The 12,602-nt window shown below is 57.8% G+C and carries 12 protein-coding genes; 8 read left to right on the forward strand and 4 right to left on the reverse strand.

Features of this window, described 5'->3' with window-relative positions:
- Positions 1-50: 50 nt before the first annotated feature.
- On the forward strand, positions 51-1,463 hold the full coding sequence (locus Q0932_RS15705) for a pyridoxal-dependent decarboxylase (RefSeq protein WP_299355188.1): 1,413 nt from the start codon (positions 51-53) through the stop codon (positions 1,461-1,463).
- Positions 1,464-1,537: 74 nt separating this feature from the next.
- Here Q0932_RS15705 and Q0932_RS15710 read toward each other — a convergent pair whose 3' ends face one another.
- The gene (locus Q0932_RS15710) at positions 1,538-2,743 is read right to left on the reverse strand and encodes a DUF3095 domain-containing protein (protein ID WP_366141422.1); all 1,206 of its coding nucleotides are present in this window, start codon (positions 2,741-2,743) and stop codon (positions 1,538-1,540) included.
- A 90-nt stretch (positions 2,744-2,833) separates the two neighbouring features.
- Here Q0932_RS15710 and Q0932_RS15715 point away from each other — a divergent pair, with 90 nt between their 5' ends.
- From Q0932_RS15715 to Q0932_RS15725, 3 genes are all read left to right on the forward strand, one after another.
- Complete coding sequence (locus tag Q0932_RS15715; RefSeq protein ID WP_299355191.1) at positions 2,834-4,006, forward strand: MFS transporter; 1,173 nt, start codon at positions 2,834-2,836, stop codon at positions 4,004-4,006.
- Between the two features lie 202 nt (positions 4,007-4,208).
- The gene (locus Q0932_RS15720; protein ID WP_299355194.1) at positions 4,209-5,231 is read left to right on the forward strand and encodes an aspartate-semialdehyde dehydrogenase; all 1,023 of its coding nucleotides are present in this window, start codon (positions 4,209-4,211) and stop codon (positions 5,229-5,231) included.
- A gap of 309 nt (positions 5,232-5,540) precedes the next feature.
- Positions 5,541-5,675, forward strand: coding sequence for a hypothetical protein (locus Q0932_RS15725; protein WP_299355197.1), 135 nt, complete (start codon positions 5,541-5,543; stop codon positions 5,673-5,675).
- 89 nt (positions 5,676-5,764) lie between these two features.
- Here Q0932_RS15725 and Q0932_RS15730 read toward each other — a convergent pair whose 3' ends face one another.
- Positions 5,765-6,415, reverse strand: a complete 651-nt coding sequence (locus Q0932_RS15730; RefSeq protein WP_299355200.1) for a carbonic anhydrase — start codon at positions 6,413-6,415, stop codon at positions 5,765-5,767.
- Positions 6,416-6,560: 145 nt separating this feature from the next.
- Here Q0932_RS15730 and Q0932_RS15735 point away from each other — a divergent pair, with 145 nt between their 5' ends.
- The 4 genes from Q0932_RS15735 (at position 6,561) to Q0932_RS15750 (ending at position 10,213) form a co-directional block, all read left to right on the forward strand.
- Positions 6,561-6,941: a hypothetical protein gene (locus tag Q0932_RS15735; RefSeq protein ID WP_299355203.1), complete on the forward strand. Its 381-nt coding sequence runs from the start codon at positions 6,561-6,563 to the stop codon at positions 6,939-6,941.
- Between the two features lie 67 nt (positions 6,942-7,008).
- Complete coding sequence (locus Q0932_RS15740; RefSeq protein WP_299355206.1) at positions 7,009-8,391, forward strand: leucyl aminopeptidase family protein; 1,383 nt, start codon at positions 7,009-7,011, stop codon at positions 8,389-8,391.
- The gene (locus Q0932_RS15745) at positions 8,391-9,254 is read left to right on the forward strand and encodes an NlpC/P60 family protein (RefSeq protein ID WP_299355209.1); all 864 of its coding nucleotides are present in this window, start codon (positions 8,391-8,393) and stop codon (positions 9,252-9,254) included. Before Q0932_RS15740 ends, Q0932_RS15745 begins: the two co-directional genes overlap by 1 nt.
- A complete protein-coding gene (locus Q0932_RS15750; protein ID WP_299355214.1) occupies positions 9,251-10,213 on the forward strand; it encodes an agmatinase in 963 nt (320 codons plus the stop codon). Before Q0932_RS15745 ends, Q0932_RS15750 begins: the two co-directional genes overlap by 4 nt.
- 110 nt (positions 10,214-10,323) lie before the next feature.
- Here Q0932_RS15750 and Q0932_RS15755 read toward each other — a convergent pair whose 3' ends face one another.
- Positions 10,324-10,671: a DUF2794 domain-containing protein gene (locus Q0932_RS15755; protein WP_299355217.1), complete on the reverse strand. Its 348-nt coding sequence runs from the start codon at positions 10,669-10,671 to the stop codon at positions 10,324-10,326.
- Positions 10,672-10,888: 217 nt separating this feature from the next.
- Entirely contained in the window at positions 10,889-12,550 is a 1,662-nt protein-coding gene (locus Q0932_RS15760; protein ID WP_299355220.1) for a DNA polymerase Y family protein, read from the reverse strand.
- Positions 12,551-12,602 lie beyond the last annotated feature (52 nt).

Consider the following 12,602-nt stretch of genomic DNA (forward strand, 5'->3'; position numbering starts at 1 on the left):
ACATCGTCGCACTTTATTAACGTGTTAATTAAAGTGTGGAGGAGAGTTTTATGGACTGGAATGAGTTCGCAAAATGGGGTGCTCGGATTTCTGATTGGGCACGCGGCTATCACGGAACCCTGAGAGATCGATCAGTGCGCGCACAGGTTGCGCCTGGTGACATTCTCAGTCAACTGCCCATGACTGCACCTGAGACCGGCGGAGATATGGAGAGTGTGTTTGAAGACTTTGAACGCATCGTGATGCCGGGGATCACCCACTGGCAACATCCCCGGTTCTTTGCCTATTTTCCGGCCAATGCAACGCCGCCTTCAATGCTGGCTGACTATCTGTCCACGGTCATCGCCCCACAATGCATGTTATGGCAAACCTCGCCTGCGGCGACCGAAATGGAAACGCGCATGCTGCAATGGCTGCGCGGGTCGCTAGGTCTGGCAGATCATTTTGAGGGCGTTATTCAGGACAGCGCATCAACAGCGACCCTCGCAGCGGTGCTGACCATGCGAGAAAAGGCACTAGGCTGGCAGGGCAATGAACAGGGTCTGAGCGGCTTGGACACCTTGCGGATTTATTGCTCGAAAGAGGTGCACACATCCGTGGATCGGGCCATTTGGGTGTCTGGCATCGGACAGAACAACCTGCAGCGCATTCCGACGCATGGACCGCTCAGGGCGATGCAGCCAGAGGCATTGGAACAGGCCGTTCAACAAGACATTGCAAATGGGCTGAAACCAGCGGGCATTGTGGCCTGCGTTGGTGGCACGGGCACTGGTGGATGTGATGATGTGTCCGCGGTCTGCGATATCGCGCAAAAATATGGGCTTTATGTACATGTGGATGCCGCATGGGCCGGTGCGGCGATGATCTGCCCCGAGTTCCGACACCTTTGGGAAGGAGTCGACAAGGCGGATTCGGTGGTCTTCAACCCCCACAAGTGGCTGGGCATGCAGTTCGACTGTTCCGCACACTTTGTGAAAAACCCGGACGACCTTGTGCGGACGCTTGCTATCCGGCCCGAGTATCTGAAGACCCACGGTAAAGATGGGATCATCAACTATTCAGAATGGTCGGTACCACTGGGGCGGCGCTTTCGCGCACTGAAGATCTGGTTCGTGCTGCGCATCTATGGTGTCGAAGGGCTGCAAAAAATGATCCGTGACCACGTGGCATGGTCCGAAGAGTTGCATGACGTGATCGCCGCAGCCCCCGGATATGAGATTGTGACCGAACCGGTGCTATCGCTGTTCACCTTCCGATATGCGCCGGACGGGGTTGAGGATCTGGATGACCTCAATCAACGGCTGGTCGACGCAGTCAATGATGATGGGCGTATCTACATCACCCAGACCCGCGTCAACGATGCGCTTGTGGTCCGGTTTCAGGCCGGACAGGTCGACGCCACGCGCGAAGATGTCATGCTGGCGTTTGATGTTATCCAAGAGGTGGCTGGCACCCTGACCTAGTCTTTAGGCCTGCGCCTCTCGGACAGGTACCGCAGTGCTGAAATGGCCAGAATGAAAAGCATCTCAGACCTCGCTCAGACAATTTGAGCCGCGGCATGGGCATAGCCCCCTGCCGCGCCATCAACAAAATGAACATGGGTGTCTTCAGACGGTGACGGGACAAAACAGGTCATCATGGCCTCGTCCTGCTCATGTAGCCCATATCGAATGACCCCATCGGCCTGGGCCTGTTCCAGTCGACTTCGGATTTTGTCACGGGTGACCGGATCGCAATCCAGTGTCATTTTCAGGCCGTCATCGAACTTGCGAAAATCCGCATTTCGAGCGGTCATCTGGCGGTAATGCAAAGGCTCAAACTTACCCAGCCGTCGCCCAATCGTGAAAATCGCCCAGATAAAAGCATTCTGCACGAAAAGCGCAGCTTGCTGGCGCCATAGCGAACGCCCAGCGCGCGAGACCCGCGCCTCGAGCCCAATTCCCTCGGGTGGGAAGCGAAATCCCGGCCCATTGATCGGAACCGGATGGCCGGACCGCTCGAGCCCATCAACAACCGAGATGATATCTGAGGCCACCGAAGCGACAGCCGTTTCTGACGCGTCCTGCCCGGCCTTCATAACCAGTGACAACACAATGCCGTTTCGCGCGGGCATATTGGACCACCGGCAGGACAACCCGGTCAAATCCGGACGCTCCACCGACTCCGTTTCCCGAAGCCGCAGGTTTCCGGATTTCATTTCGCTTTCCGCCCAGGCCATGCCCCCGCCAGAAAACATGCCATAGTCGACGCCGCTGCTGGCGCGATGCCGGGCCACACGCACATTCTGACCAGCTGCGCGAATCTCGGCGACGGTGGTTGTGGCCGCACGCAGTTCAATGTCGAACTCTTCACGTGCCCAACGCTGAACGGCCAACAATGCGCGTTCCGCGGCCGCACGCTGTTCTGGCCATACGGCAAATCCAGCACCGTCACCCCCGAACACATATGGAAAGGATCGATGCGCGGCAGCATTAACCTGGGCCGAGATCACCGCGGCACCTATCATGTTGACCGTCTTGTATCGACCTGCTGCAATCTCTTTGGTCGACCCGACAATATCAGCGGTGCCAACCACCCAATCGTCGGGCAAGGCTGTATACGCTGACACGTCGCTAAGCCGACGAAAGTCGTCGACTGGTTGGATCGTGTCGTAGAAATCAGATGTTTCAGAGATCATCGCCATATCATGCGCTTTGTTTGCCATAGTCACTAGAACTACGGCGCCCGCACTAATCCGGATCAATTTCAGTTCCCGGCCCTATGCAGACAAGGCTGCGCTCTTGCCTTTCCGGGTCTGCTGGGGTCATGTCGCTCAGCCAATAGGAGACCGGACATGCGCCCAGACCTGATACTTTTGTGCTTTGCCTATGTGCTGAGCCAGTTTTTTCGCGCATTTCTGGCCGTTCTCACTCAGGTTCTGAATACTGACCTCGGTGCCACGCCGGAAGATTTGGCCTTTGCCTCAGGTCTTTGGTTTTTGGTTTTTGCGGCAATGCAAATCCCTGTTGGCGCCGCATTGGATCGAATTGGCCCCAGGCTGACGTCATCGGTGCTGTTGCTGATCGGTGGCGGTGGTGGGGCCTTGCTGTTCGCCTTTGCGACGTCGCCTGCCCATATTAATATGGCAATGGCGTTGATTGGGATCGGCTGTTCACCTGTGCTGATGGCAAGTTACTACATCTTTGCCCGCAGCTATCCGGCAGCGCAGTTTGCAACCTTGGCCGCGTTGATGTTGGGCGTCGGGTCGGTTGGCAATCTCGTGGCTTCTTATCCGATGGCCTGGGCCGCTGAAACGATCGGCTGGCGGATGTCACTGGTGGCTCTGGCAGCCTTCAGTGCAGTGACTGCGATTGGACTGGGGTTCATCGTCAAAGACCCGCCCAAGGTTGAACATGACGAAAAGGGGTCTGTGCTTGACCTGTTGAAAATGCCCGCACTGTGGCTGCTGTTTCCCCTGATGCTTGTCAATTATATGCCCTCGGGCGGTATCCGTGGCCTTTGGATTGGCCCCTATCTGAGCGATGTTTTTGCGCTCAGCACATCGCAAATTGGCACAGCGTCGCTAGTGATGGGCATGGCCATGATTGCTGGCACGCTGCTCTACGGTCCGGCTGATCGGATTTTCGGCACCCGAAAATGGGTCATCATTGTTGGCAATTTCGCCGTTGCTCTGTCGTGCTTTGCCCTGGCGTGGTGGATCGAGGCCGGTCCCGTTCCTGCAATCATCATGATGTCAGCCATCGGCGTGTTCGGGGCCTCGTTCCCGGTGATTATCGCACATGCACGCAGTTTCATTCCACCGCACCTGACCGGGCGCGGTGTCACTTTGATGAATCTGTTTGGCATCGGGGGCGTTGGCGTCATGCAGGCCGTTTCAGGAAAATTGCACGGATCGCTCGCTGAGACTTCCCCAATACTTGCCTATCAGACTTTGTTTGCTCTGTTTGGCCTGCTGACGCTGATGGGTGTTATGGTGTATCTGTTTAGCACTGACAGAACAGACTAACGCCACCTTGGCCAACGCACACATCAAAGCGGCGTCGCCGAGGGCGCATTCATCGCGGTGCGAAATGTCCCACTTCACGAAAAACCCGGTTGCCCCTCTTTTGTCCTTGGGGAATCGGCGCTAATAGGGCGCGTCGAATGGCGTTTCGGCAGCAAGTTCATCAGAACCTGATCTGAAACGCATATAATTTTGGGGAGATAACATGGGTTATCGTGTCGTTGTCGCGGGTGCCACTGGCAATGTGGGTCGCGAAATGCTGAACATCCTGGCCGAGCGCCAGTTTCCGGTGGATGAAATCGCCGTTCTTGCCAGCCGTCGTAGCTTGGGCACCGAAGTCAGCTTTGGCGACGAAACCCACAAGACCCAGGACATCGAACAGTTCGATTTTGCCGGCTGGGACATGGCGCTGTTTGCCATCGGCTCTGACGCGACCAAAGTCTATGCGCCCATTGCGGCCAAAGCTGGCTGCGTGGTGATCGATAACTCGTCACTCTACCGGTATGATCCCGACGTGCCGCTGATTGTTCCTGAGTGCAACGCAGATGCGATCCACGGCTACGCCAAGAAAAACATCATCGCCAACCCCAACTGCTCGACCGCGCAGATGGTTGTCGCCCTGAAGCCCCTGCATGACCGCGCCAAGATCAAACGTGTTGTCGTGTCGACCTATCAGTCGGTCTCGGGTTCGGGCAAAGAGGCAATGGAAGAACTGTGGGATCAAACCAAGGCGGTCTACAACCCTACGCAGGACGTTCCCCCCAAGGTCTACCCTAAGGAAATCGCGTTCAACGTCATTCCGCACATCGACGTTTTCATGGAAGACGGCTCGACCAAAGAAGAATGGAAGATGGTCGCTGAAACCAAAAAGATCATTGATACCTCGATCAAGGTCACCGCAACGTGCGTGCGTGTTCCAGTGTTCGTCGGCCACTCGGAAGCAGTGAACATCGAGTTTGAAGAGTTCCTCGACGAAGACGAAGCACGCGACATCCTGCGCGAGTCGCCCGGCATCATGGTGATCGACAAGCGCGAAGACGGTGGCTACGTCACGCCAAAAGAATGCGTTGGTGACTTTGCGACATTCATCAGCCGTATCCGTCAGGACTCGACCATCGACAACGGCCTGAACCTGTGGTGCGTTTCGGACAACCTGCGTAAAGGTGCTGCCCTGAACGCCGTCCAGATCGCCGAGACACTGGGCCGGGAAGTTCTGAAAAAGGGCTGAACCTGCGATCTATGTTATTGAATAGGGGCGTCCTTTGGGGCGCCCCGTCGTTCATTTGCCCCATTTCCGCCACGACAAACACAGTGTTTCCGCAAAGTGGGGAAACTATCGCCCTATTCCCTTGCCAGAACAGGGGCCAAGGTTTACGCAAGCGTAACAGACTGATAATGTTGCCAAAATCCGAACGGACTGTTTCCGTTTTCGGGGTCATTTGCCTTGCAATCGCCCCAATTTGCAAAAATTTGGCCACAGTTCGTCCGCATACTCAATCTCATCAAGCAAGGGCAAAACGCTTAGGAGACTGAAACAATGCGTAAGGAATTTTACACACCCCGTATCGAGGCCGCAGGCCAACCCGGCACGACACTTTTGGACAAAGCACGTCAACGCCGACTGCGCGCTCTTCTGGTTTGTGAAGAGTCCGAAGAGAACCTCTTTATCTAAAGACGGGTCTCACTGTAACGAATAGTTTGTTTCGCTATTAGGAAAGCGGTCCGGTCAAATGGGGGCAGGGCCGCTTTTCTTATTCTGGCTTAGACCGCTTCAAACGCGCCTATTTGCGAGTTGAAGCATTCCAGCCCGCCCGCACCAATGTCGTGCCACAATCCATGCAAGGTCAGATCGCCAGCCTCGACACCGTCACGCACAAACGGGAATGTCATCAGATTCTCCAGTGACACCAGAACCGCTTCACGCTCCAAAGCACCAGCGCGTTGCTCGGTATCCTTGATTTCAGCGACTTTTTCATAACCAGGACGCAGCGTGTCCATCCAACGCCCAACAAAGCTTTCTTTGCTTTCCAGCGCCGGGGCATTGCCTTCGCACATGTCCATACAGCCACGCACACCGCCACATTGGGAATGGCCCATCACGACCACATGCGCCACTTTCAGCGCAGTTACCGCATATTCAATTGCTGCGGATGTCCCGTGCTTGTTGCCATCCGGTTCGTAGGGCGGCACAAGGTTGGCAATGTTGCGATGGATAAAGAACTCGCCCTGATCTGCCCCAAAGATCGACGTGACATGCACCCGGCTATCGCAGCAGGATATGATCATCGCACGCGGATGCTGACCCTGGGTCATAAGGTGTTTGTACCAGCTTTGGTTCTTTTCGTAAGTCGTGGCTTTCCAGCCCTGGAACCTTTGGATCAGGTAATTCGGCAATGGCTTGGCGTGTTGCATTGTCTCTCTGGTCTCCCTCGTTTGTTCGGAGATAATCTCAAATTGACAGGATTTCGAGTGCAAATTTGGTCGCGGCCTAACGATTTGGATACTTATTGCAGCCACATTCTGCCCCGGTGAGGGTGAAATTTCTAAGGGTGAGAGTGTGGAACAGGTATGCCTTTTGCGGCCGGATGAGCATGTGTGCCTCAATCCGGAACGGGTGGTTCAACTAAAACGGCAATTGGGGAATGACGCGGCTAGGGATGTGCTCAGCCGGGCGATGGAAGCGTTGGCTTTGCGCCTTGAGCAGGTTCAAAACTGCTACACATCCGAGCATCAGCTGGATATGCGCAAATACACGCGCTCTTTGCTGGCCATTGCAGATCAGATTGGGTTGGACACATTGACGATGGCCGAGGATGACGTTGTGACCTGTATCGATTCAGGTGATCTGGTCGCGCTGTCTGCGACCTTTACCCGCCTGATGCGAAGCGGCAAAACCTCCTTAAGTGAAATCTGGGAGTTGCAAGGCACACGTCGCTGATGGCGCTTGCAGGATACGCCAAAGCGGATAGGCTGTGGGAAACAAACACTGCCTGAACAGGACCGATATGCCCCTGACCTTTGCCGCCGCCGACAGCCCAGCTATTCCGTTATTTCTGGTCGATGCCAAGAATTATGATGGCTGGCTCAAGGCACAAGAAGAAGCAACCAAAGTGAGGTTGGCGTCGATGGGTTTCAAACCCTCGATCGGATCTGTTCAGGTTGTTCCTGACGGTAGCGGCCATCCAGCATTTGCCGTTGCGGGGTTTGGCGATCCCGCAGCTCGCGCGCGCGGGCGTTTCCCCCTCGGAGCGGCTGCCGCCAAGTTGCCCAAAGGCTGTTATGCCCTTGCCAATGATCTTCCGGCCGGAGACCTTGAGACCGAAGTCTTGGGATGGCTGATGTCCGGCTATGCCTTTGACCGCTATAAGCAAAAATCCGGCTCCGAGGCCCAATTGATCTGCCCCAACGGCGTTGATGCCCAACGTGTCGAGGCCATCGCGCAAGCCGAAACACTGATCCGCGATCTCATCAATACACCTGCGGCAGATCTCGGCCCCGTCGCGTTAGAACAGGCCGCGGACACATTGGCGGCTGAGTTTGACGCGGCGATAACCGTTACACGCGGCGATGACCTGCTAGAGCAGAACCTGCCAATGATCCATGCAGTGGGTCGCGCCTCTGATCAGGCACCGCGATTGATCGACATGCACTGGGGTAAGAATGGTCCAAAGCTGACACTGGTTGGCAAAGGCGTCTGCTTTGATACCGGTGGCTTGAACCTCAAGCCCGGCGCGTCCATGGGGTTGATGAAAAAGGATATGGGCGGCGCGGCAACAGTCTTGGGTTTGGCCCGTATGATCATGGCGCTGAACCTGCCGATACAACTGCGTGTCCTGATTCCGGCCGTGGAAAACGCGGTCTCGGGCAATGCGTTTCGACCCGGCGACATCCTGACCTCGCGCAAAGGTCTTACGGTTGAGATCAACAACACCGATGCAGAAGGACGGTTGGTGTTGGCCGACGCGTTGACTTTGGCGGATGAAGATACCCCCGATCTTTTGATCTCAATGGCGACCCTGACCGGGGCCGCCCGGGTCGCAGTCGGTCCGGACCTGTCACCATATTACACGGATGACGAAAGCATCGCGGCGGATTTGGCAAAGGCCGCCAGCGAGGTCTCTGACCCGGTTTGGCGCATGCCGTTTTGGGACCCCTATGAAAAGATGATCGAACCGGGCATTGCCGACCTCGACAACGCGCCCAAAGGCGGATTTGCCGGGTCGATCACAGCAGCCTTGTTCCTGCGCCGTTTCACGGATAACCCACGCTATACCCATTTTGACATATATGGCTGGAATCCCAACGCAGCCCCAGCACGCAGCAAGGGCGGCACCGGCATGGGCGCGCGCGCCCTGTTGCAGGCCCTGCCCAACATGCTGGGACTGTGATGGATCGGCGACTGCTCAGATCCAATGGCCGGGTGGCGCATATCTCGTTGCAAGGCAAGGTCAAAGCCGAACACTTCTTAAAGGGCGACCTGCATCGTGTTGCCAGCACAGTCGCTGATCTTTGTGCAAAACCCTCCGGGCCGCGAGATCGTCAGCTGTTACGGGGCGAGGCATTTGTCGCTTTGGACATCGATGAGGGCTTGGCCTTTGGCTACGCCAAGAAAGACGGCTATGCCGGATGGATCGATTCTGCTGATTTGATCTCAGGGGGTTTGCCCGAACCGACACATCGCGTCATTGCTCAAATGAGTTACGGCAAATCCACGCCCGGTCTCAAGGATATGGGGCGGGTCACCAACCTGTCTTTTGGTAGCCTCTTGCCCGTGCTGGATCAGAAGGACGGCTGGAGCCGCATTGCCTGGTCGCGCGGCACCGTGCCAAGAGACCTTTTTGTTCCAGACCAACATCTCGTCCCCACAGCAACCAGTAACAATGACCCCGTCGCAATGGCCGAACGCTTCCTCGGCACACCCTACCTTTGGGGCGGCAACTCGGCCTTTGGTATCGACTGTTCCGGCCTCGTGCAGGCAGCGCTTCTCGCCTGCGGCATCCCCTGCCCCGGCGACAGCGATCTGCAAGAGGCGGCCTTTCCCGACGCCGCTCGCCCCTATCAACGCGGCGACCTTTTGTTTTGGAAAGGTCATGTCGCCATGGTCGTCACCGCAAGTACGCTAATCCACGCGAACGCCCATCACATGGCCGTAGCCTATGAGGACATCGACGCGGCTATTGCCAGAATCGAGAAACAAGGCGACGGTCACGTCACGTCCCACAAACGCCCCACCAAAGAGGTTCAACCATGAGCAATGATTTCTTTACTCCCGTCTCAGGGATGGACCTGCCACGGTTTGCCGGCGTGCCCAGCTTTATGCGCCTGCCACATGTCGGGTTTGACCATGACCGCTGTGACGAGGTGCAGGTCGGCCTCGTCGGCGTGCCTTGGGACAGCGGCACAACCAACCGTCCGGGTCCACGCCATGGCCCCAGACAGCTACGTGATGCCTCCACCATGATCCGCGCCGAAAATGGCGCCACCGGTGTGCGCCCGTTTGAGCTGGTGAACTGCGCCGATATGGGGGACGTCGGGCCAAACCCGGCTGATATCCCCGATAGTATGAACCGGATCACGGCGTTCTATGCCAAGCTCAAGGACCGTGGCATCGCGCCTTTGACGGCGGGCGGCGATCACCTGTCCTCTTTGCCGATCTTACGCGCGCTGGCCGCCGACGCCCCCGTCGGCATGGTGCATTTCGATAGCCACACAGACCTGTTTCACAGCTATTTTGGCGGCACCATGTTCACCCATGGCACCCCCTTCCGTCGCGCCGTCGAAGAAGACCTGCTTGACCCCAAACGAGTCGTCCAGATCGGCATTCGCGGCACCGCCTATGACCGCGAGGACCTCGACTTTGCCGACAGTGTCGGCATTCGCATTATTCGCATCGAAGAATTTTTCGATCGTGGCATTCCGGATGTCATGGCTGAAGCCCGCGAGATTGTCGGCTCCGGTGACACGTATGTCTCTTACGACATCGACTTTGTCGACCCAACCTATGCCCCCGGCACAGGCACGCCCGAGGTCGGCGGCCCCAACTCGTTCCAGGCGCTTCAGGTGGTGCGCGAACTGGATGGTCTCAATATCATTGGCGCAGATATGGTCGAAGTTTCCCCGCCATTCGACGAAAGCGGAGGCACGGCCTTCCTCGGCGTCTCGATCATGTTTGAACTACTCTGTGTGATGGCCAAACGGATCGCGGGGTAATCCGGTCCCGGCTTCATTTTGGCAAATATACTCCCGCCGGAGGCAACCCCGAGACAGCGGGCCAAAGGCCCGATGACGAGATATCCTGCGCGCGCCTTGGCGCGCCCTATCTATTCAACGGAACGGATCAGCTTGCGCTCAAGCACGCGCAACACGGTTTTCAGATCATGGCCGCGCTTCAAAACCTGGCCATCAATTCCAATCACCGCATAGAGACCCTGACGATTGCGCAGCTTGGGACGTTTCTCAATTCTATAGAGAGGATTTTCCGCTGTACGGCGGAAGATCGAAAACACAGCAACGTCGCGCAGGTTGGAAATGCCATAATCGCGCCACTCTCCAGCAGCCACCATGCGGCCATATAGCGACAGGATCAGGCTGAGCTCGGTTCGGTGAAACGCCACCTGCGCAGGCATTTGAGAGGGTTTGCCAAATGGGATGGGCGGTTGGGCATTCATACCTCCTACCCTCACCCCGGATTAGCAAAAAATCAACCCTGCCCCGTTTTTGCCGCAACTTATTCGGCAAATGGCCTTTTGCTCTCCCTCTTGTCGCCGCATGCCGTCAGCATATTGATTTCATAGCGAAACAAACGCTACCTCCGGCGGCGCGGCGTTCTTGCCCCCACCCAGTCTGTGTCGCCGGAGGGCCTTCTTTTTCCTGACATTTAGATGATCAAGCAAAACGCCCCTGGCAAAACCAGCCTGCGGACATCGTGTCACCATGCGCATAAAACAGATGCAGGCACGCCCCCTCGATACAGGTCACACGCCAATAGTCGCGCACGCCACTGCGCCAGTCAGGATCATCCAGCCACCATTCCGGCGTGATCCGCTCCGGCCCCATCGCAACCGCCAAATGCAGATCCTGCCCCCGCCAGCGAAACTGGCCCGGAGGATACGGGCTGTCCGGTGCCATGACCGGTTCGGGGCGCCACTGCTGGAGCGGGCGCGGCGTGGTTGGAACGGGCCAGGGGTCCTCATACGGCCCGGCCCAGGCCGCCGCCATCGGCTTTGATGTTTTTTCGGGCAGATGACTGTCCGCAGGATAAAACCGAATGATACGGTCCAACCCGACCCGCGCGCCCAGCCGCCCGATCAGATCATCCAGTGCCTCATCATCCCCCAACCGTTTTGCGGCCGTATTGCGGGCCTCAAAATGCCCTGCCATACGACGCTTTTGCGCAGCCTCGACCTGCACAGCCTCAAGCCGCAGCATGTCCACGCCAAACCCGGCATCAATCTCGTCCAGCTTCATCTCGAGCAGCGGGCGGATGCGGTCACTCACTGCCGAAGGCCGCGCCAGCCCAACCTCAATCCACTCCACCCCCTGATCCGCCCGAAAGGCCTGCAGGCGAACCTTGCGCGCCGCCTTGCCGCGTTCCTGCAGCAGGTTACAAAGCCGCTCGAGCAAGCGATGCATCCCGGCCTCGATATCTGCTCGCAGGCCAATCGGTTCCGGCAACGTCAGCCGCACGGCAAAATTAGGGGCCTCGCGGGCCGGGGTGATCGGCTCGGGCGTCACACCCAACGCCTGATCCAGCCGCAGGATCAGCCCTTTGCCAAAGCGCCGCGCCACGGTTGCCCGAGGTTGCCCTGCCAGATCCCCGATCTTACGCAGCCCCAACCGCGCCAAATGCGCTTGGGTCTCTTGGTCGATACGCAGCCCCGCCACCGGCAGGTCGGCCAGTGCTGTCCGGGTTTGCCCACGGCCCGCAATGGCAGATGGCACAGGCCCCTTGAGACCGATGTGCGGCGCCGGGCCTCCTTTGGTCCAATGGCGTCGCCGCGCCGCGCGCACGCGGGTTGCCGGGGCCTCTTGGTCGATGGCATCCCCACTGCGATGGGCTGGCATCTTGGTCTCCCCAGCAAACCTTGCCAGCGCCCAGGCCGCTCCGGGGGTATCCGCAATCCCGGCGCGGACACTCAGCCCCATTCTCAGACAGCCGTCCTGCACCGTGTCGATCAGCCCGCGCTCACCGCCAAAAAGATGGGCGCAACCAGTGATATCCAGCATGAGCGAGGCGGGCGCCTCCTCGGACACCCAAGGGGAAAACCGCACCGCCCAACGCCGCAACGTCGACAGGAACGCGGCTTCGGCCTGCGGGTTTTGCAATCGCGTCACCAAACCGGGACACAGGGCCTGGGCATCGCGATGCGGTTGGCCCACATGCACGCCTTCCCGTGCGGCCACCTCGGACAGCGACGACACCACCTGCATCTGGCCCGTGTCCCTGAGAACAGCCAAAGACTGCCCCCAAAGATCCGGCTCAATCCGGATCAGGCGGTCAGCCCCCAGACGCGGGAACCACAGGGAAAGTGTACGACGGTTTGACATGCGGGCAGCATTTTGTTCTCTTTTTGTTCTCTTTATTACGATTCGCCCTCTT

The sequence above is a fragment of the uncultured Shimia sp. genome (assembly GCF_947498095.1).
In the GTDB taxonomy this organism is placed as follows: domain Bacteria; phylum Pseudomonadota; class Alphaproteobacteria; order Rhodobacterales; family Rhodobacteraceae; genus Shimia.